We start from the raw sequence: 19,166 nt of genomic DNA on the forward strand, positions 1-19,166 counted from the left end.
CCCTGACGCGTGCTAAGGCCGCAAGGCACGGTCAAGCCTTCCGGCGGGCGGACGACATTTCTTCAGGGACGGGCGACAGCATGAAGGACATCCTCGATCGGCTGGACCAGCGGCGCGCGCAGGCCCGGCTCGGCGGCGGCGAGAGCCGGGTGGCGGCGCAGCACAAGCGCGGCAAGCTCACGGCCCGCGAGCGCATCGAGCTCCTCCTCGATTCCGGGTCGTTCGAAGAGTTCGACATGTTCGTGCAGCACCGCTCGAACGACTTCGGCATGGAGAACCAGAAGATCCCGGGCGACGGCGTCGTCACCGGCTGGGGCACCATCAACGGCCGCGCGGTCTTCGTATTCTCCAAGGACTTCACCGTCTTCGGCGGCTCGCTCTCCGAGGCGCATGCCCAGAAGATCATCAAGGTCCAGGATATGGCGCTCAAGATGCGCGCCCCGATCATCGGCATCTTCGATGCCGGCGGCGCCCGCATCCAGGAGGGCGTGGCCGCGCTCGGCGGCTACGGCGAGGTGTTCAAGCGCAACGTCACGGCGTCCGGCGTGATCCCGCAGATCTCGGTGATCATGGGGCCGTGCGCGGGCGGCGACGTCTACTCGCCGGCGATGACCGACTTCATCTTCATGGTGCGCGACACGAGCTACATGTTCGTGACCGGCCCGGACGTGGTGAAGACCGTCACCAACGAGGTGGTGACGGCGGAGGAGCTCGGCGGCGCCAAGGTCCACACCTCGAAATCCTCCATCGCCGACGGCTCCTACGAGAACGACGTCGAGGCGCTCCTGCAGATCCGGCGCTTGATGGACTTCCTGCCGGCCAACAACCAGGCCGGTGTGCCGGAGATCGAGAGCTTCGACGACCCCTCCCGCCTCGACCGCAGCCTCGACACCCTGATCCCCGACAACCCGAACAAGCCCTACGACATGGGCGAGCTGATCCGGCGGGTGGTCGACGAGGGCGACTTCTTCGAGATCCAGGCGGCGTATGCCCGCAACATCATCACGGGCTTTGCCCGGGTCGAGGGCCGCACCGTCGGCTTCGTGGCCAACCAGCCGATGGTGCTGGCCGGCGTGCTCGATTCGGACGCCTCGCGCAAGGCCGCCCGCTTCGTGCGCTTCTGCGACGCGTTCTCGATCCCGATCGTGACCTTCGTCGACGTGCCGGGCTTCCTGCCGGGCACCGCGCAGGAATACGGCGGCCTGATCAAGCACGGCGCGAAGCTCCTGTTCGCCTACAGCCAGGCGACGGTGCCGCTCGTCACCGTCATCACCCGCAAGGCCTTCGGCGGCGCCTACGACGTGATGGCCTCCAAGCACGTCGGTGGCGACGTGAACTACGCCTGGCCGACCGCCCAGATCGCCGTGATGGGCGCCAAGGGCGCGGTCGAGATCATCTTCCGCCAGGACCTCGGCGACCCGGAGAAGATCGCGGCCCGCACCTCCGAGTACGAGGAGCGCTTCATGTCGCCCTTCGTCGCCGCCGAGCGCGGCTACATCGACGAGGTGATCATGCCGCACTCGACCCGCCGCCGCATCGCCCGGGCGCTCGCCATGCTCCGCACCAAGGAGAGCGAGCAGCCCTGGAAGAAGCACGACAACATCCCGCTGTGAGGGGCGGGAAGGGAACGGGGAAATCCGTTCCCTTCGCCTTGCGCGGGTCCGACATGTCCGCGCAGGGAGCCATCTTAACGGCTGTCCCACCCGCGACCTCAGGATGAGCTCGCGGGTGGGATGAGAAATGTCGGCGACGCTCCGATCCCAGGATTGGACGGCGTCTCACCCCGCCTTCAGGAACTTCTCCACGCTCCCGGTCAGGCCGCTCGAATGGCCGGCGAGGCTCTGCGACACCGCCCGGACGCTCTCGGCGATCCGGCCTGTGGCGTTCGCGGCGTCCGACACCGCCAGGATGTTCGACGACACCTCCTGGGTCGAGGCGGCCTGCTCCTCGACGGCGCTGGCGATGGCGAGCGTCAGCCGCGACAGCTCCGCCACCGCGTTGCTGATCGTGGCGATCGCCGCCACCGCCTCGCCGGTCGCCCCCTGGATGTCGCCAATGCGCTGGGTGATCTCGCCGGTGGCCTTGGCGGTCTGCCCGGCGAGCTCCTTGACCTCTGCGGCGACGACCGCGAAGCCGCGCCCCGCCGCCCCGGCCCGGGCCGCCTCGATCGTGGCGTTCAGCGCCAGCAGGTTGGTCTGGTCGGCGATGGTGCTGATCATACCGACGACCGAATCGACCTCGCGGGCCTTGGCCGAGAGGCTGCGCACCGTGGCGTCCGTCGCCTCGGCCTGGGCGGCGATCTGCTGGGCGCGCTCGGAGACGCGGCCGACCTGGCCCGAGATCTCCCGGATCGAGGCGGTCATCTCCTCCGAGCCCGCCGCGACCGTTGCGGCGCGCTCGCGCGCCTCATCGGCCGACTGGCCGAGGCCGTTGGCGGAATGCTGCATCTCCTCGACGGCCGAGCTCATGGCGTTCACGACCTGCGACACGTCCGAGGCCATGGTCGCCTGCGCGGTCACCACCGCCCAGGTCAGCATCGGTCCGATATAGGCGCCGTCCGGTCCCATGATCGCCGAGACCTGCAGGTCGAGCAGTTCGGGTCCGAGCTTGATTCGGGTTCGGTGCGGCAGGCGGCACGCATCCGACAGCATCCGGCGCTGATGCGTCGGATCCTTGTGGAAGACGTCGATCGAGGTGCCGACCATCAGGTCCGTCGCGACCGGGAGGTACTGTGCCAGCGGGCCGAGGGTGCGCCGCGACGCGTCGTTCATGTAGTTGATGCGGAATTCGTTGTGCGGGTCGGCGGTCATCACCGCGACCGGCATCCCCTCGATCATCGTCAGGAGGCGGCTGATCTCGTTCTTCTTCTCGGTGATGTCGGCGGCGAGCTTCACCACCTTGACCGGCTTGCCCGCGGCGCCGAGGACCGGGTTGTAGGTCGCCTCGAGCCAGACGCGCTTGCCGTTCTTGCCAAACCGCAGGAATTCGTTGGCGAAGAACTGCCCGGCGCGCAAGGTCTCCCAGAACTTCGCGTACTCGGCCGACCCGATCGTCGCCTCGTCGAGGAACATCCGGTGGTGCCGGCCAACGATCTCGTCCGCTCGGAATCCCATCAGGTCGAGGAACTTCGCGTTGGCCCGGGTCACGATGCCGTCCATATCGAATTCGATGACGGCCAGCGACTTGTCGAGCGCAGTCAGTGTCGCTTCGGACATGTTGTCCGGCCGTTTGCGAAACATGGCGAAGGTCCCCGTTGACCAAATTTCGCTCAAAACCTGACCGCCAAGATTGAATCCCGGCTTAAGATTATCAATCATGATTGATGGCGCGCGAATCGCGGCGATCGCCGGACATGTCAGCCGACAGTGTCGCCACTGGGGATTGTCGCCACATGCCAAGCACTTACGGCGAGGCGCCGACGACCGCCGAAGCCGTCCGGTTCCATTGTCCGGGCTGGTCTAACGGTAACGTCGAGTTCTTGGTGCGCCTGCACGCCCTGCGCGCAGGAGCCCGGCCGGCCTCGGGACTTGGCCGGACCGGGGTCCCGGGCATGTTCGGGCGATGCAACGGGTACCGTTTCGCCGCGAACGACCGGTCCTGAAACGCTCCCCGGCCCGGCGCCGAACGCGGTGCCGGACCGGGGATTATGGCGGAGCGGCCCTGGGCCGCCCCGCCGGGGCTCCCCGGATCAGGCCGCCGTCAGTCCCTGCTCGCGGATCCAGGCCTGGGTGCGGTCGAGCGCGGTGCCGAGGCGGTCGAACAGGGTGTCGATCTCGTCCGGGCGGATCACCAGGGGCGGGCAGACCGCGACGCGATCGCCGGTGAGGAAGCGCACGATCAGCCCCTCCTCCTGGGCGAAGGCGACGCAGCGGGCGGCGACGCCCGCCTTCGGGTCGTACTGGCGCTTCGTCGCCTTGTCGGCGACGATCTCGAGGCCGCCGATCAGGCCCATTCCCTTGGCCTCGCCGACGAGCGGGTGCTCCTCGAGCGCCGAGAGGCGGCGCTGGAAGTGCGGCGCCTTCTCGGCCGCGCCCTCGATGATCTTGTCGCGCCGGTAGATCTCGATGGTCTTGAGCGCCACCGCGCTCGCCACCGGGTGGCCCGAATAGGTGGTGCCGTGGCCGAACGTGCCGATCTTCCGGCTCTGGTCCTGCATCGCCTGGTACAGCGTCTCGTCGACCGTGACGCCGCCGAGCGGCATGTAGGCCGAGGTCAGCGCCTTGGCGAAGGACAGGCTGTGGGGCTTCATGCCCAGGGCCTCGGAGCCGAACCAGGTGCCGAGGCGCCCGAAGCCGCAGATTACCTCGTCGGCGATGAACCGCACGTCGTAGCGGGCGAGCACCGGCTCGATGGCGGCAAAATAGCCCTTCGGCGGCACGATGGCGCCGCCCGCGCCCATCACCGGCTCGGCGATGAAGGCCGCGACCGTCTCGGGCCCCTCGCGCAGGATCATCTCCTCCAGTTCCGTGGCGAGCCGCGCCGAGTAGGCCTCCTCGGTCTCGCCGGCCTCCGCACCGCGGTAATGGTGCGGGCAGGCGGCGTGCAGGAAGCCCGGCAGCGGCAGGTCCCAGTCGGCGTGGTTGGCGGTGAGGCCCGTCAGCGAGGCCGACGCCACGGTGACGCCGTGATAGCCCTTGTGCCGGCCGATGATCTTCTTCTTCTGCGGCTGGCCGAGCGCGTTGTTGAGGTACCAGGTCAGCTTGACCTGGGTGTCGTTGGCCTCCGAGCCCGAGGAGGTGAAGAACACCTTCGAGACCGGGATCGGCGCCAGCTCCTTGAGGGTCTCGGCGAGCTCGATCGCCGGATCGTGGCTGCGGCCCGAGAACAGGTGGGTGAAGGGCAGCCGCGACATCTGCTCGCGGGCGGCCTCGACCAGTTCCTCGTTGGAATAGCCGAGCGCCGTGCACCACAGGCCCGCCATGCCCTCGAGGTAGGGCCGTCCGTCGGTATCATAGACCCAGACGCCGTGGCCGCGCTCCAGCACCAGCGGGCCGGTCTGCCGGAAGGCCGCCAGGTTCGTGTAGGGATGGATCAGGGTTTCGACGTCGCGGGTGGCGAGGTTCGAGAGCATCGTCTCTGTCGCTTTCCTTCATGCGGGGGCCTGGAGCAGCCCCCGACTGGCCGAGCAGAATTCGCTTGCGCCGTCACACTAGCGGCGCGATGCCGACGCACAACCCGGGCCGCCCTCGCGGCACCTCCGCACAATCCAGGTCAGACCGACGCGCATGCTCGACCCCGCCGAACTCGTCTCGACGCCCGCGCCCGGCCGCGCCTGCGGCGCCTGCACCCTGTGCTGCAAGGTCTACGACGTGCCGGCGGTCGAGAGCGTGGCCGGGGAATGGTGCCGCCACGCCAAGCCGGGCCGCGGCTGCGGCATCCACGAGACCCGGCCCGGCCATTGCCGCGCCTTCCACTGCCTGTGGATGACCGAGGGCTGGATCGGCCCGGAATGGAAGCCCGACAAGGCCAAGATGGTGCTCAGCATCGATCCGACGACGCGCTTCCTGCACGTCCAGGTCGATCCGAGCCAGCCGGCGGTGTGGCGACGCGAGCCCTATTACGCCCAGCTCAAGCGCTGGGCGGTCGCCTCGCTGCCGCAGCGCCGGCACGTGCTCGTCTTCGTCAACCGCAGCGCCACCGTGGTGCTGCCGGACCGCGACGTGCCGCTCGGCGTCTTCCTGCCGGGGGACCGGCTCGTCGCCCGCGAGCGGATGACGCCGGACGGCGTCGTCCTCGACGTGGAGAAGCGGACCGTGACGTAACGGCGGGCGGGACGCCGCCGGAGCGCGGGGAGGGGGCCGGAGCGCCGCCGCGCGAGACCCTCGTCCTGCCGCTCGCTTCCGCCTCGCGCCGCCTCAACGGCACGGTGGCCCGGGATCTCGGCATCGCGGTCCTGTCCGGCCGCCACCCGCCCGGCACCGTCCTGCCCGGGGAGATCGCCGCCGGGAGCCTCGCTGTCTCGCGCACCGCCTACCGGGAGGCGATCCGCACGCTGAGCGCCGAGGGGCTGGTGGAGAGCCGGCCCAAGACCGGCACGCGGGTGAGCGCGCGGGGCCGCTGAAACCTCCTCGATCCCGACATCCTGGCCTGGGCCTTCGAGGCCGAGCCGGGCGAGGCCTTCATCCGCGACTTGTTCGAGCTGCGCCGGATCGTCGAGCCCGAGGCGGCGGAGCTGGCGGCCCTGCGGCGCTCCGAGCGCGACCTCGCCCGGATGGGCGCCGCCCTCGACGGGATGGCGCCCCACGGCCTCGCCGTCCCGGCCGGCCGCGCCGCCGACCAGGCCTTCCATCACGCCATCCTGGAGGCGACCGGCAACGCCCCGCTGATCGCCCTGTCGCGTTCGATCGCCGCCTCCGTCACCTGGACCACGATCCACAAGCAGCGCCGCCGCGCCCTGCCGCGCGACCCCCTGCCGGAGCACCGCGCCCTCCACGAGGCGATCGTCTCCGGGGATGCCGCCCTGGCGCGGGCCCGGATGACTGGGCTGATCCGGCTCGCCCTGGCGGACACGGCGCTGGCGATGAGGGCGCGACCCGAGCCGCACCGGCCCGCCGGCGGCCCCGGGACGAGGCCGCCGTCGAGGGCCCCGCTACTTCGCCGCCCCGGCCGAGAACCGGTAGGTGATGACGTTCCGGTACGTCGCCCCCGGATCCAGCCGGGCGGTGCCGAAGGCGGGCTGGTTGGGCGTGTCGGGAAACACCTGCGGCTCCAGCGCCAGCGCGTCCGACTGCCTGTAGGACAGGCCCGACTTGCCCACCGCCGTCGCATCGAGGAAGTTGCCGGCGTAGAACTGCACCCCGGGCTGGTTGCTCGCGACCTCCATCACCCGGCCCGAGGCCGGGTCCTCGACGCGGGCGACGAGGTGGGTGTCCGGGGTCGGGGCCGGCGTCACCACGAAGTTGTGGTCGTAGCCGCGCCCGCGCACGATCTGCGGGTCGCGCCCGTCGCGGATGCGCGCGCCGATCGGCGTGGCCTTGCGGAAGTCGAACGGCGTGCCGGCGACCGGAGCGATCTCGCCGGTCGGGATCAGGGTCTCGTCGACCGGGGTGTAGCGCTCGGCCGGGATCGTCAGGATGTGGTCGAGGATCGTCCGCCCCGAGCCCTCGCCTGCGAGGTTGAAGAAGCTGTGGTTGGTCAGGTTGACGATGGTCGGCTTGGTCGTGGTGGCCGTGTACTCGATCGTCAGGGTGCCGCCGGCGTCGAGCGCGTAGGTGACGTTCGCCGTCAGGGCACCGGGATAGCCCTCCTCGCCGTCGGCGCTGACGTAGTGCAGCGTGACCGACGGGGTGGCGCCCTCCCTGACCGCGGTGATCGTCCAGAGCCGCTTGTCGAAGCCCTCGCGGCCGCCATGCAGCGCGTTCGGGCCGTCGTTGCGGGCGAGCGTGTAGTCCCGGCCGTCGAGGGTGAAGCGGCCGGCCCGGATGCGGTTGGCGTAGCGCCCGACGCTGACCCCGAAATAGTTCGGCGCCTTGAGGTAGCCTGCCAGGTCCGTGTAGCCGAGGACCACGTCGGCGGCCCGGCCGGTCCGGTCCGGCACCTCGAGGGTGCGCAGGAGGGCGCCCCAGGTCAGGATCCGGGCGGTGACGCCGCCATTGGCGAGCGTCACCTCCTCGACCGCGCGTCCGTCGGGCAGCGTCCCGAAAGGCGACCGCTTGGCGTCACCGGCCTGGGCCGTCCCGAGGCCGGCCGGCAGGACGCAGGCGCATGCCAGCGCCGTGATCGATCCACGCATCCGCGTTCCCTCCATGGCTGCCGCCTCTCGCGGGCGGTCGATCCGGCGCCTTTCCCGCGCCGGTCGCCATAGATTCATACAAATCGCGGTACGGTGGCAATGCCCTAGCGGGAGGTCAGGCAGCGACGCCGCGTTCCGCGTCGCGAAGCGCTCAAGCGTAATGCGTATCAGCCCCCGTCGGCCCGGGCGGCGTCGCGCCAGGCGAGCACCACCCGTTCCAGCTCCGCCACGTCGCCGGGGGGCAGGCCGCCGAGGGTGCGGGTCACGTAGGCGCGCTGGGCCGCGATGCCGGAGCGCGCGAGCGCCAGGCCGGCCTCGGTGAGGTGCAGGGCGTGGGAGCGGCGGTCGCCGGGGATCGGCCGGCGTTCGACGAGGCCGGCCTCGACCAGCCGGTCGATCAGCCCCGAGACGTTGCCCTTGGTGACGTAGAGTCGCTCGGCCAGCTCCTGCTGGGTCAGGCCCTCACGCTCCGACAGGGTCGAGAGCGCGTCAAATTGCGGGATCGAGAGGCCGACCGCCTTCAGTTCCGCCGCCACCGCGGCCGAGACGCGCCGGTGCAGGCGGATGAAGCGGAACCAGACCCGCAGCGGGTCGGCCCCGGCGGGGTCGTCGGCCGGGACGGCGGCAGGGGCGCGGGCGGGGGAGAACGCGGTCATCGGGATAGTTTACATCGGAACCATCTCGGCGCCATCCACCGCGGCCGCCGATCCCCCGGATGCGCGCGGGCGCCGCTCTAGCCGCTTCCGCACCGCTGCCGTAAGCTCCTCATCCACGACCGCGGCCCGCGAGGCCCCGGCGATCGAGGGCGCGGCCGCGACCGCGCTCCATCACGGGAAGGAAGACACGCCATGCTCGGCCTGATGCAGGACTGGCCCCTGCTGATCCACCGCGTCATCGACTATGCCGCGCTCCAGCACGGCGCCCGCCCGGTGATCTCGCGCTCGGTCGAGGGGCCGATGCACCGGACCGACTACGCCACGATCCGGCAGCGGGCCTTGCGTCTCTCGAAGCGCCTCACGGCCGACGGCATCGGGCTCGGCGACCGGGTCGCGACGCTGGCCTGGAACACCTGGCGCCACCTCGAGGCCTGGTACGGCATCACCGGCGTCGGCGCGATCTACCACACGGTCAACCCGCGGCTGTTCGAGGAGCAGATCGCCTACATCGTCAACCACGCCGAGGACCGGATCCTCCTCCTCGACCTGACCTTCCTGCCCCTCGTCGAGCGTCTGGCCGACAAGCTGCCGACGATCGAGCGCTACGTCGTGCTCACCGACGGCGCCCACATGCCGCCGACATCCTTGCGCAATGCAGTCGCCTACGAGGACTGGCTCGCCGAGGCCGACGACGACTTCGCCTGGGCGACCTTCGACGAGAACACGGCCGCCGGCCTCTGCTACACGTCGGGCACCACCGGCCTGCCGAAGGGCGTGCTCTACTCGCACCGCTCGAACGTGCTGCTCGCCCTCACCGTCAACAACCCGGCTTATATCGCGCTCTCGCCCAACGACATGGCGATGCCGGTGGTGCCGCTGTTCCACGCCAATGCCTGGGGCTTCACCTTCGCGGCGCCGATGTCGGGGGCCGGCCTCGTCATGCCGGGCCCGAAGCTCGACGGCGCCTCGGTGCTCGACATCCTGGAGAGCACCGGCGTCACCGTGACGGCGGCGGTGCCGACCGTCTGGCTCGGCCTGCTCCAGCACCTCGACGCGACGGGCAGCCGCCTCACCCACCTCAAGCGCGTCGTGATCGGCGGCTCGGCCTGCCCGCGGGCGATGACCGAGCGTTTCGAGCGCGATTTCGGCGTCACCGTCGACCATGCCTGGGGCATGACCGAGATGAGCCCGATCGGCTCGTACTGCTCGCTCAAGCCCGAGGTGGCCCACCTTCAGGGCGAGGCCCGCCTCGACCTCAAGATGAAGCAGGGCTACGCCCCCTTCGGTGTCGAGTTCCGGCTGACCGACGACGACAATCGCGACCTGCCCTGGGACGGCACCACCTTCGGGCGCCTCAAGGTGGCGGGCTTCGCGGTGGCGAAGGCCTATTTCCGCTCCGACGAACCGATCCTCGACGATCGCGGCTTCTTCGACACCGGCGACGTCGCCACCATCGACGAGCACGGCTACATGGCGATCACCGACCGCTCGAAGGACGTGATCAAGTCCGGCGGCGAGTGGATCTCCTCGATCGACCTGGAGAACCTGGCGGTCGGCCATCCCGACGTGGCCGAGGCCGCGGTGATCGGCGTCCAGCACCCGAAATGGGACGAGCGTCCGCTCCTCATCGTGGTGCCCAAGGAGGGCCGGACCCCCGACAAGGCCGACATCCTGGCCTTCATGGCGCCGCGCATCGCCAAGTGGTGGATGCCCGACGACGTGGTGGTGGTGCACGCCATCCCCCACACCGCCACCGGCAAGATCCAGAAGACGGCGCTCCGCGACCAGTTCCGGGATTACCGGCTGCCCGGGGCGGCGTGAGGGCGGGGCGGGCGCCCGCGGCCCGGTTTTCGCGGGTGCAGGTGGAGGACGGGAGGCAGGGCGCTCGCGGCCTCCACCGCGGCCCTCGCGGCGTCGATGCGCGGGGTCTCGTGCCATCCCGCCCCTCCCGCGCAGGGAGGGCTGGCCGGCGCGTCGTCCGACACCGCCGCGACTCGGTGCGCGGGATCGGGTCGCGCAGGCCGGCGTCCGGCGTGAACCGGGCGAAGATCGGGGTGAGCGGGTGATCGCAGGACGAGACGCGGGTGCCGCAGGCGTCGGCGCCGGGGCGGACGGTGCTCCGGGCGATTCCGTGCCGATCGAGCCCTGCCAGCCGCCGGGCGAAGGAGATGTCGCAGGGCTGCATGCCCCGACCGGTCGGTCGCGTGTCGACGACCGGACGCCGGCCGGACCCTCTCCGGCACGGCATGGCTCGCCTCCGCCCCGGCGGTTCCCCCGTGGAGCCCCGATCGCGGCACCGGAGGGTTTGGGCCGGCGCGGCTCTCGGCCGGCGGGCACGCCATGACCGACCCGGCCCGCATCCCGGTCATCGTCGGCATCGGCGAGATCACGGACCGGGCCGACGCGGCGGATCGCGGCCCGATCGGCGCCGAGCCCGCCGCCCTGATGGCCGAGGCCCTGCGCCGGGCAGACGGCGATGCCGGCGGCGGCTGGCTCCCGCGGATCGCCTCCCTCGACGTCGTCAACGCGGTGTCCTGGCCCTATGCCGACCTGCCGGCCCGCGTCGCCGCGCTTCTCGACCACCGCCCGGCGCACCTCGCCTACGGCCCGGTCGGCGGCGAGACGCCTGTGCGCTTCCTGCACGAGGCGGCGCGGCGCGCCGGCCTCGATCCCGCCCGGGATGCCACCCCATCCTGGACCGTGCCGGACCCCGCCTGGACCAACCCGCGGGCGCGCGACTACCTCCATCCCCAGGCCCTGTGCCACGGCCTGTCGCAACCGGTCGTCGTCTACCCCCTGTACGAGATCGCGCTTCAGGCCGCCTGGGGTCAGACCCCGCGCCGGGGCCGCGACGAATCGGCGGCTCTGTGGGCCGGCATGTCCCGGGTCGCCGCCGAGAACCCCCACGGCTGGCTGCGCCGGTCCTTCGCCCCCGACGAGATCGCCACGCCCACGCCCGCCAACCGGCCTATCGCCTGGCCCTACACCAAGCTGATGGTCGCCAACCCCGTGGTGAACCAGGCCGCGGCCCTGATCGTGACGAGTCTCGGCCTCGCCCGCGCCGCCGGTATCCCGGAGCACCGTCTGGTCCCGATCGGCCCCGGCGCCGCCGCGAGCGAGCCGCGGGACTGGCTGTCGCGCGACCGCTTCGACCACGCCCCGGCGCAGGATGCGGTGCTGGAGGCGACGCTCCGCCGGGCCGGGCTCGCGGCCTCTGATCTCACGGCGATCGAGCTCTACAGCTGCTTTCCGTGCGTGCCCAAGATGGCGCGCCGCCGTCTCGGCCTGCCCGCGGACGCGGTGTCGACGGTGGCGGGCGGGCTGACCTTCTTCGGCGCGCCGCTCAACGGCTACATGGCGCATGCCGCCTGCGCGATGGTCCGCCGCCTGCGCGACGCGCCCGGCCGCGCCGGACTGCTCTACGGCCAGGGCGAGTTCGTCACCAAGCACCACGCCCTGGTGCTGGGCGGCCGGTTCGACGGGCCCGACGACGCGCCGGTCTCCGTCCAGGACGAGGCGGATCGCCGCCGCGGGCCGGTGCCGCCGGTGGCGGAAGAGGCCGCGGGCCGCGCCGTGATCGAGACCCATACGGTGCTGTTCGACCGCGAGGGCGCCCCCGAGCGGGGCGTCGTGGTGCTGCGCCAGAACCAAACGCGCCTGCTCGCCCGGGTGCCGGCCGCCGACCGCGCCACCCTGGCGGCGCTGACCGATCTCGACCGCTCGCCCGTCGGCCTCGCCGGCCCCCTGCGCCGAGGGCGCGACGGACTCCTCGAATGGGAGGCCGCCTGATGCCGGATCCCTTCCTTCTCGACCGCATCGGCGATCACGTCGCGGTCGTGACCCTCAACCGCCCGCCGGCGCGCAACGCCGTCGATCCGGCACTCGCCATGCGCGAGAGCCCGGCGGTCGCGCGCCTCACCCCCGATGCCGGCGAGGCCGCCTTGCACGCCGCGCGCCCGGGGGCAGACCTCCGAGGATTGTCGCGAAGGGCCCCGCGCCGTCATCGAGACGCGCCCGCCGCGCTGGACCGGACGATAGGCAAGGGAGAGACCGCATGGGCATGCTGGAGGGAAAAGTCGCGCTCGTCACCGGGGCGGGGGGCGGCATCGGGCGGGAGATCGCGCTCGCCATGGCGCTCGCCGGTGCCCAGGTGGTGGTCAACGACGTCGGCGCGTCTTTGAGCGGCCTCGGCGAGACCTCGGCGACGCCCGGCGAGCAGACCCGCGCCATCATCGAGCAGCGCGGGGGCAGGGCGGTGGTCAGCACGGACAGCGTGGCCGATTGGGAGGCCGCGCGGCGCATGGTCGCGACCGCGCTCGACGCCTTCGGACGCCTCGACGTCGTGGTCAACAATGCCGGCATCCTGCGCGACCAGATCTTCCACAAGATGACCCCGGAGGAGTGGCTCTCGGTCATCAACGTCCACCTCAACGGCAGCTTCTTCGTCTCCCGCGCCGCCGCCGACGTCTTCCGGCGCCAGAGTGCCGGCGCCTACGTCCACATGACCTCGACCTCGGGCCTGATCGGCAATCTCGGCCAGGCGAACTATTCGGCCGCCAAGCTCGGCATCGCCGCCCTGTCGAAGTCGATCGCCCTCGACATGGGGCGGTTCGGCGTGCGCTCGAACTGCATCGCGCCCTTCGCCTGGAGCCGGATGACGAGCTCGATCCCGGCCGAGACCGACGCGCATAAGGCCCGCGTCGCCAAGCTCCAGGCGATGGGGCCGGAGAAGAACGCGCCGCTCGCGGTCTTCCTCGCCTCGGACGCGGCCGCCCACGTCACCGGCCAGATCTTCGCCGCGCGCCACAACGAGGTGTTCGTCTTCAACCATCCCCGCCCGGTGCGCGGGGTGCATCGCTCCGAGGGCTGGACGCCCGAGACCCTCGCCGAGCACGGGATGCCGGCGCTGTCGGGCCACTTCGCCCCCCTCGATCGCAGCCCCGACGTGTTCTCCTGGGACCCGGTGTGACCATGACGATCAACGGACGCGCCCACATCGTCGGGGCCTACGAGCACCCGACCCGCAAGGCCCCGGACAAGTCCGTGGCCCAGCTCCACGCCGAGGCCGCCGCCGGCGCGCTCGCCGATGCCGGCCTCTCGAAGGACGACGTCGACGGCTATTTCTGCGCCGGGGACGCGCCGGGCCTCGGGCCGCTGGCGATGGCCGACTACCTGAACCTCACGCTGCGCCACCTCGACAGCACGGACATCGGCGGCGCCTCCTACATCGCCCACGTCGCGCATGCGGCGCAGGCCATCGCGACGGGGAAGTGCAGCGTCGCGCTGATCACGCTCGCCGGCCGGCCCCGCAGCGCCGGCCATTCCGGCACCGCGGCGCGTCCCGTCATCGCCGACGCGCCGGACAGCCCGTGGGAAACGCCGTTCGGTCCGACCACGGTCAACCTCTACGCGATGTGCGCCCAGCGGCACGGGCACGAATTCGGGACGACGCCCGAGCAGCTTGCCTGGATCAAGGTCGCGGCCTCGCATCACGCGCAGCACAATCCGCACGCGATGCTGCGCGACGTGGTGAGCGTCGAGGACGTGCTGGCCTCGCCGATGGTCGCCGATCCGCTGCACCGGCTCGATTGCTGCGTCGTCAGCGACGGCGGCGGGGCGCTGGTGGTGGCGCGGCCCGAGATCGCCCGCAGCCTGAAGCGCCCGCTGGTGCGGGTGATGGGGGCCGGGGAGGCGTACAAGGGCCAGCGCGGCGGCGAGGTCGACCTGACCTGGACGGCGGCCCGCCTGTCGGGGCCGGCGGCCTTCGCGGAAGCCGGCGTGAGCCCCGCGGACATCAAGTACGCCTCGATCTACGACAGCTTCACCATCACGGTCCTGATGCAGATCGAGGATCTGGGCTTCTGCGCGAAGGGGCAGGGCGGTCGCTTCGTCGCCGACGGCAACCTGATCTCCGGCACGGGCCGGCTGCCGTTCAACACCGACGGCGGCGGCCTGTGCAACAACCACCCGGCCAACCGGGGCGGGATCACAAAGGTGATCGAGGCGGTGCGCCAGCTGCGGGGCGAAGCCCATCCGGCGGTGCAGGTGGGGAACTGCGAGCTTGCCGTCGCGACCGGGATCGGCGGCCTGCTCGGCAGCCGCCACGGCGCCGCGACCCTGGTGCTGGGACGGGAGTGAGACGATGACCGGGACTTCCTCGACCCGCATCCCCTTGCGAGACGGCGACTGGCCCGACGCGCCGCCGAGCCCCGAATCCGCGCCCTTCGTGGCGGCGGCGCGCGAGGGCCGGTTTCTGCTGCGCCGCTGCATCGCCTGCGGCAAGGCGCACTGGTACCCGCGCGCGCTCTGCCCGTTCTGCCTCGGCGAGACCGCCTGGGAGGAGGCCTCGGGGCAAGGCACGATCTACGGCTACACGCTGCTCGCCCGCGAGGACCCGCCCCGCACCATCGCCTACGTCACCCTGGCGGAGGGGCCGACGATGCTGACGAGCCTCGTCGATTGCGAGCCAGGCGCCCTGGCGGTCGGACGACCGGTGCAGCTCGTCTTCGTACGCTCGCGCGACGGCACGCCGGTGCCGTGCTTTCGGCCTGTCGCGATGGACGATCTGCGGGAGCCGGCCGCAGGGGAGTGACGGCGGAGACGAAGAATCGCGTAGCCCGGGCCTCCCGGGTGACCGGGGAGGACGGCGGGCAGATCACGGCGATGCGGACGGCCTAAACGCGGGCCGCGAGCGGCGGCGTCCTGAAGCCAGCTCGACGATCGAAGCCCCCGCCGTGCCCACGCGGCGAAGGCCCCCGCCGCTTGCGCGCCGGCTTTCCTGCCGAACCGACGACCACGTCGGCGCCGGGATGCTCAGGGCCGCGCCAGGGCCCGGGCCAGGGCCTCGCGGTGCTCCTCGCTGGTATGGGCGATGGCCTGCGCCGTGGCCGAGAGCTGGAGGAGGGTCGACAGGCTGGCCTGGCGCCCCTCGCGCAGCAGGCGCTTCGTCGCCCGGACCGCCTGGGGCGGGTCGACGCGATCCGCTCCGCCAGCCGCCGGCTCGCCGCCATCAGCTGGGCCCGGGCACGATCTGCGAGACGAGCCCGCAGGCGAGCGCCTCCTGCGCCGAGACGGCGTCGCCGGTCAGCGCCATCGCGCAGGCCTTCGACCAGCCCACGATCCGCGGCAAGCAGCCAGGCACCGCCGTTGCCCGGGATGATGCCGATCTTCACGAAGCTCTCGGCGAAGCGCGCCGTGTCGGCGCAGATGCGCAGGTCGCACATGCAGGCGAGGTCGCTGCCTGCCCCGATCGCCGGTCCGTTGACCGCAGCATCTCGCGCGTGCCGCGGCGGCGCGAGATGGACGGCGCCTGCAGGGTCGTGAGGGCCAGCACGCGCGGGCCTGAAGCGTCGGCGGCCCCCCGGTGATCAGGTCGCGGGCGAACTTTGGGATTGCCTGCTCGACGAGGGCACCGAAATCATCGATCATTGCGGCCTGGAGCGCAGGATCGGCCCCGTCCTGCAGCAGGCCGGCAACCGAGCGGGAACTCCGCCGCAGGGCGACGCGCTGCCCCTCGAGCCGTCCCAGCGCAATGTCGCGCCGCTGCAGACAGCTGCAGCCGAGATCCCCGATGCCTTCGTCGCCTTGGGCCGGGAATGAGGCAGGCGTCCCGCTGCCGAGGCGACGCGCCAGCTACTGCCCGGCCATATGGCAGTTCCATAACCTACCTTATGCGATCGGGGTGCGGCACGGAACGGCTTGGGTCGTCCCGGTCTGTCCCTTGGGCACGGATCTGGCGCGGATCGGGAAACGGACGTGGGATTGCCCTGAGTCGGACGATCCGTGCAGCAGCGATACTCCCGTCTCGGCTACCCGCCCGCCCCTCGTCTCCGAGCAGGTGCCTTGCCCAACGCCTGCAACCGGGCCTCCCTGAGCAGCCAAGCCCCCTCGTTGTCGATGACGGGGCAAGCCAAATTCCCTCGCCTTTATGCCGTCCGTCTCGGCGCCAGCCAGGCCCCCGCGAAGCGAAACACCGGCTCGCCGCGCTGGTTGGTGCCGGTGGCCGTGTGGCTGACGACGCCCCAGCCCGGGCGGGTGCGCGAGGCGCGCGCCTCGGTCAGGGTCACGTCGTAGCGGATCGTGTCGCCGGCATAGACGGGCTTCAGCCACTGCAGGTCGCGAAAGCCCGGCGAGGGTCCGCCCTCGACCACGGGCTCGCCGCGCGGGAGAGCCAGCGCCCGGCCGCGGTCGCGGCCGGCCACCATCCGCTTCATCCAGGCCGCGGCGGTGTGCCAGCCCGAGGCGCACAAGCCCCCGAAATGGGTTTCGGCGGCCGCCGCCTCGTCGACGTGGAACGGCTGCGGGTCGAAGGCGCGGGCAAACCGCAGGATGTCGTCGCGGGTGAAATGGTGGGCGCCGAGGTCGAAGGTGCGGTCGAGCGGCATGTCCTCCAGGTAGCCGGAGGGCAGCGCCTCGCCCTCCGGCAGGTCGCTCGGGGCCGGTTCTTCGGGCGGGCGCGGGCGGGGTGGCAGGGGCGGCGTGCCGCGGCGGCCGAACATCGCCCAGAAATCCTGGGTCATCACCGCCTGGCCGGCGCCGTTCTGGATCTCGAGGAGGAAGCGCACGAAGCCGCGGTCGGGCTTGCTGCCCGAGGGGCGGCTCTCGGTGACGCTCATGCGCATCGACAGGGCATCGCCCGGGCGGACCGGGCGCAGCCAGCGCACCTCCTCGATGCCGGGCGAGCCCATCGAGCTCGATTGCAGGATGAAGCCGTCGGCGACGAGCCGCATGCCGAGCGCGCAGGTATGCCAGCCCGAGGCGATCAGCCCACCGACGAAGCTATCCGTCGCGGCAGCTTCGTCGACGTGGAAGCCCTGCGGGTCGAACTCGCGGGCAAACCCCACGATGTCGTCGCGGCTGACGTCGAGCGGCCCGAAATCGAGCCGGAGGCCGGGCTTGAGGTCCTCGAAGCAGTAGCGGGGCATGGCTGTCGGCGTCCGGCGCGGGTCGGGCCGCCGGGCTAGCACGGGCAGGCGCCTACCCGAAAGCGCCCGCGGCCTTGTGGGCGAGCCGGATCGGCTCCGGCTGCCGGAACTTCGGCGCGCAGGCGAGCACGAGGGCGACGCTCGACGGGATGTCGGAGAGGTGGCCGGGCGAGATGAAGAGCGGGTGCTTGCCCGTGCGGGTGCGCAGAACCGCGCCGATCGTCTCGCCCTTGTCGATCAGCGGCTGATGGGCGCCCTTCTCGTCGTCGAGCGGTGCGTTGCGGCCGCACAGACGGGTCTTGCCGACGCCTACCGTCGGGCGCTGCAGCCACAGGCCCATATGGCTGGCGATGCCGATGCGGCGCGGATGCGCGGTGCCCATGCCGTCGAACAGGAAGACGTCCGGCTCGGCGCTCAAGCGTCCGAATGCCTCCTCCAGCACCGGGCCCTCGCGGAAGCTGAGGAGGCCCGGCACGTAGGGGAACGGCGTCGGCATCTCGGCGGTCACGGTCTCGACCACCCGGAAATCGGGAAAGGTCGCGACCACGATCGCGGCGTGCGAGCGTTCGTTCTTCACGCTGACGTCGACGCCGGCGACGAGCCGCACGGCGTCGAGGTTCAGGGGCCGGTCGGCCACGACCTCGCCGGCGAGCTGGCGCTGGAGCGCGACGGCCTGCACCGGCGTCAGGTCCCAGCCGTGGCGCCGGACGAGGTCCATCAGGTGTTGAAGCGGAAGTGCAGCACGTCGCCGTCCTGCACCAGGTATTCCTTGCCTTCCAGCCGGAGCTTGCCGGCCTCGCGGGCGCCGGCCTCGCCCTTCAGCGCCGTGTAGTCGGCGAAGGCGATGGTCTCGGCCCGGATGAAGCCCTTCTCGAAGTCGGTGTGGATCACCCCGGCGGCGCCCGGCGCGCGGGTGCCCTTGGTGATGGTCCAGGCCCGGGCCTCCTTCGGCCCCACGGTGAAGTAGGTGATGAGGCCGAGCAGCTCGTAGCCGGCGCGGATCACCCGGTTGAGGCCCGGCTCGGCAAGGCCGACCGCCTCCAGGTACTCGACCTGCTCGGCCGGTGGCAGCACCGCGATCTCGCTCTCGATCTTCGCCGAGACGACGACCGCCTTGGCGCCCTCCTCCTTCGCGCGGGCGAAGACGGCGGCCGAATGGGCGTTGCCGGCGTCCGCCGCGCCTTCCTCGACGTTGCAGACGTAGAGGACGGGCTTGGCCGTCATCAGGCCGAGCTGGGAGAACAGGCGCTCCTCGTCGGCCTTGCGCTGGACGAGGCGGGCCGGCTTGCCGTCGCGCAGGAGCGGCAGCGCGCGCTGGACGAGGTCCAGCACCTCCTTGGCCTCCTTGTCGGCACCCTTGGCCTTCTTCTCGAGGGCGGTGAGGCGCTTCTCGAGGCTGTCGAGGTCGGCGAGCATCAGCTCGGTCTCGATCGTCTCGATGTCGGCGATCGGGTCGACCTTGCCCTCGACGTGGGTGACGTCGCCGTCCTCGAAGCAGCGCACGACGTGCGCGATCGCGTCGACCTCGCGGATGTTGGCGAGGAACTGGTTGCCGAGCCCCTCCCCCTTCGAGGCGCCGCGCACGAGCCCGGCGATGTCGACGAAGGTCAGGCGGGTCGGGATGATCTCCTTCGAGGAGGCGATCCGCGCGAGGTCGTCGAGCCGGCTATCCGGTACCGCCACCTCGCCCACGTTGGGCTCGATGGTGCAGAACGGGTAGTTCGCCGCCTGCGCCGCCGCGGTCTGCGTCAGCGCGTTGAAGAGCGTCGACTTGCCGACGTTCGGCAGGCCGACGATGCCGCATTTGAAGCCCATCAGATCGTTCCGTTCGATTCGTGGAGACCGCCGGCCCGC

General features: G+C 71.6%; 16 protein-coding genes and 1 pseudogene. 9 read left to right on the forward strand and 8 right to left on the reverse strand.

What is annotated here, in order from left to right; all coding sequences use genetic code 11:
* Window positions 1–80 precede the first annotated feature (80 nt).
* Window positions 81–1,613: an acyl-CoA carboxylase subunit beta gene (locus tag V3T34_RS07890; protein ID WP_060850189.1), complete on the forward strand. Its 1,533-nt coding sequence runs from the start codon at window positions 81–83 to the stop codon at window positions 1,611–1,613.
* Window positions 1,614–1,778: 165 nt separating this feature from the next.
* Here the strand turns inward: V3T34_RS07890 and V3T34_RS07895 are convergent, their stop codons facing one another.
* Together V3T34_RS07895 and V3T34_RS07900 are read right to left on the reverse strand one after the other, a co-directional pair.
* On the reverse strand, window positions 1,779–3,239 hold the full coding sequence (locus tag V3T34_RS07895; protein WP_305076576.1) for a methyl-accepting chemotaxis protein: 1,461 nt from the start codon (window positions 3,237–3,239) through the stop codon (window positions 1,779–1,781).
* Between the two features lie 449 nt (window positions 3,240–3,688).
* Window positions 3,689–5,071, reverse strand: coding sequence for an aminotransferase (locus V3T34_RS07900; RefSeq protein ID WP_305076577.1), 1,383 nt, complete (start codon window positions 5,069–5,071; stop codon window positions 3,689–3,691).
* Window positions 5,072–5,225: 154 nt separating this feature from the next.
* Here V3T34_RS07900 and V3T34_RS07905 point away from each other — a divergent pair, with 154 nt between their 5' ends.
* The 3 genes and pseudogenes from V3T34_RS07905 to V3T34_RS07915 all read left to right on the forward strand — a co-directional run.
* A complete protein-coding gene (locus V3T34_RS07905; protein WP_060850186.1) occupies window positions 5,226–5,762 on the forward strand; it encodes a hypothetical protein in 537 nt (178 codons plus the stop codon).
* A gap of 104 nt (window positions 5,763–5,866) precedes the next feature.
* On the forward strand, window positions 5,867–6,061 hold the full coding sequence (locus tag V3T34_RS07910; RefSeq protein WP_305076578.1) for a FadR/GntR family transcriptional regulator: 195 nt from the start codon (window positions 5,867–5,869) through the stop codon (window positions 6,059–6,061).
* Between the two features lie 69 nt (window positions 6,062–6,130).
* Window positions 6,131–6,478, forward strand: a pseudogene (locus V3T34_RS07915) (FadR/GntR family transcriptional regulator); the annotation flags it as partial.
* Between the two features lie 111 nt (window positions 6,479–6,589).
* Here the strand turns inward: V3T34_RS07915 and V3T34_RS07920 are convergent.
* Together V3T34_RS07920 and V3T34_RS07925 are read right to left on the reverse strand one after the other, a co-directional pair.
* Window positions 6,590–7,732 carry an aldose epimerase family protein gene (locus tag V3T34_RS07920; protein WP_305076579.1) on the reverse strand — a complete coding sequence of 381 codons (1,143 nt, stop codon included), beginning with the start codon at window positions 7,730–7,732 and terminating at the stop codon, window positions 6,590–6,592.
* Between the two features lie 167 nt (window positions 7,733–7,899).
* Window positions 7,900–8,388 (reverse strand): MarR family winged helix-turn-helix transcriptional regulator, encoded by a 489-nt coding sequence (locus V3T34_RS07925; protein ID WP_060850184.1) that lies wholly within the window; start codon window positions 8,386–8,388, stop codon window positions 7,900–7,902.
* 192 nt (window positions 8,389–8,580) lie between these two features.
* On the opposite strand from V3T34_RS07925, the gene V3T34_RS07930 reads away from it, so the two are divergent.
* The 5 genes from V3T34_RS07930 (at window position 8,581) to V3T34_RS07950 (ending at window position 14,980) form a co-directional block, all read left to right on the forward strand.
* Complete coding sequence (locus V3T34_RS07930; RefSeq protein ID WP_060850183.1) at window positions 8,581–10,209, forward strand: long-chain-fatty-acid--CoA ligase; 1,629 nt, start codon at window positions 8,581–8,583, stop codon at window positions 10,207–10,209.
* A gap of 519 nt (window positions 10,210–10,728) precedes the next feature.
* Complete coding sequence (locus V3T34_RS07935; protein WP_305076580.1) at window positions 10,729–12,177, forward strand: acetyl-CoA acetyltransferase; 1,449 nt, start codon at window positions 10,729–10,731, stop codon at window positions 12,175–12,177.
* Between the two features lie 265 nt (window positions 12,178–12,442).
* The gene (locus V3T34_RS07940) at window positions 12,443–13,357 is read left to right on the forward strand and encodes an SDR family oxidoreductase (RefSeq protein WP_060850181.1); all 915 of its coding nucleotides are present in this window, start codon (window positions 12,443–12,445) and stop codon (window positions 13,355–13,357) included.
* Window positions 13,358–13,359: 2 nt separating this feature from the next.
* Window positions 13,360–14,526, forward strand: a complete 1,167-nt coding sequence (locus V3T34_RS07945) for a thiolase domain-containing protein (protein WP_305076581.1) — start codon at window positions 13,360–13,362, stop codon at window positions 14,524–14,526.
* Window positions 14,527–14,530: 4 nt separating this feature from the next.
* Window positions 14,531–14,980, forward strand: coding sequence for a Zn-ribbon domain-containing OB-fold protein (locus V3T34_RS07950; protein ID WP_305076582.1), 450 nt, complete (start codon window positions 14,531–14,533; stop codon window positions 14,978–14,980).
* A gap of 417 nt (window positions 14,981–15,397) precedes the next feature.
* Here the strand turns inward: V3T34_RS07950 and V3T34_RS07955 are convergent, their stop codons facing one another.
* From V3T34_RS07955 to ychF, 4 genes are all read right to left on the reverse strand, one after another.
* The gene (locus V3T34_RS07955) at window positions 15,398–15,517 is read right to left on the reverse strand and encodes an enoyl-CoA hydratase-related protein (protein ID WP_305076583.1); all 120 of its coding nucleotides are present in this window, start codon (window positions 15,515–15,517) and stop codon (window positions 15,398–15,400) included.
* A gap of 796 nt (window positions 15,518–16,313) precedes the next feature.
* Window positions 16,314–17,312 (reverse strand): MaoC family dehydratase, encoded by a 999-nt coding sequence (locus tag V3T34_RS07960; RefSeq protein ID WP_305076584.1) that lies wholly within the window; start codon window positions 17,310–17,312, stop codon window positions 16,314–16,316.
* A gap of 52 nt (window positions 17,313–17,364) precedes the next feature.
* Window positions 17,365–18,030 carry a deoxyribonuclease V gene (nfi, locus tag V3T34_RS07965; protein ID WP_060850178.1) on the reverse strand — a complete coding sequence of 222 codons (666 nt, stop codon included), beginning with the start codon at window positions 18,028–18,030 and terminating at the stop codon, window positions 17,365–17,367.
* Window positions 18,030–19,127, reverse strand: coding sequence for a redox-regulated ATPase YchF (gene ychF, locus V3T34_RS07970; RefSeq protein WP_091749321.1), 1,098 nt, complete (start codon window positions 19,125–19,127; stop codon window positions 18,030–18,032). Before ychF ends, nfi begins: the two co-directional genes overlap by 1 nt.
* Between the last annotated feature and the right edge of the window lie 39 nt (window positions 19,128–19,166).

Origin of the sequence: Methylobacterium ajmalii (assembly GCF_036448855.1) — a bacterium.
GTDB lineage: Bacteria > Pseudomonadota > Alphaproteobacteria > Rhizobiales > Beijerinckiaceae > Methylobacterium > Methylobacterium ajmalii.

Excerpts from the sequence above, each read along its gene's own strand:
- V3T34_RS07960 (WP_305076584.1), bottom strand. The coding sequence starts at position 17,312 with ATGCCCCGCTACTGCTTCGAGGACCTCAAGCCCGGCCTCCGGCTCGAT.
- V3T34_RS07890 (WP_060850189.1), top strand. The coding sequence starts at position 81 with ATGAAGGACATCCTCGATCGGCTGGACCAGCGGCGCGCGCAGGCCCGG.
- V3T34_RS07905 (WP_060850186.1), top strand. The coding sequence starts at position 5,226 with ATGCTCGACCCCGCCGAACTCGTCTCGACGCCCGCGCCCGGCCGCGCC.
- V3T34_RS07900 (WP_305076577.1), bottom strand. The coding sequence starts at position 5,071 with ATGCTCTCGAACCTCGCCACCCGCGACGTCGAAACCCTGATCCATCCC.
- V3T34_RS07940 (WP_060850181.1), top strand. The coding sequence starts at position 12,443 with ATGGGCATGCTGGAGGGAAAAGTCGCGCTCGTCACCGGGGCGGGGGGC.
- V3T34_RS07945 (WP_305076581.1), top strand. The coding sequence starts at position 13,360 with ATGACGATCAACGGACGCGCCCACATCGTCGGGGCCTACGAGCACCCG.
- V3T34_RS07950 (WP_305076582.1), top strand. The coding sequence starts at position 14,531 with ATGACCGGGACTTCCTCGACCCGCATCCCCTTGCGAGACGGCGACTGG.
- V3T34_RS07930 (WP_060850183.1), top strand. The coding sequence starts at position 8,581 with ATGCTCGGCCTGATGCAGGACTGGCCCCTGCTGATCCACCGCGTCATC.
- ychF (WP_091749321.1), bottom strand. The coding sequence starts at position 19,127 with ATGGGCTTCAAATGCGGCATCGTCGGCCTGCCGAACGTCGGCAAGTCG.
- nfi (WP_060850178.1), bottom strand. The coding sequence starts at position 18,030 with ATGGACCTCGTCCGGCGCCACGGCTGGGACCTGACGCCGGTGCAGGCC.
- V3T34_RS07895 (WP_305076576.1), bottom strand. The coding sequence starts at position 3,239 with ATGTTTCGCAAACGGCCGGACAACATGTCCGAAGCGACACTGACTGCG.
- V3T34_RS07920 (WP_305076579.1), bottom strand. The coding sequence starts at position 7,732 with ATGCGTGGATCGATCACGGCGCTGGCATGCGCCTGCGTCCTGCCGGCC.
- V3T34_RS07925 (WP_060850184.1), bottom strand. The coding sequence starts at position 8,388 with ATGACCGCGTTCTCCCCCGCCCGCGCCCCTGCCGCCGTCCCGGCCGAC.
- V3T34_RS07935 (WP_305076580.1), top strand. The coding sequence starts at position 10,729 with ATGACCGACCCGGCCCGCATCCCGGTCATCGTCGGCATCGGCGAGATC.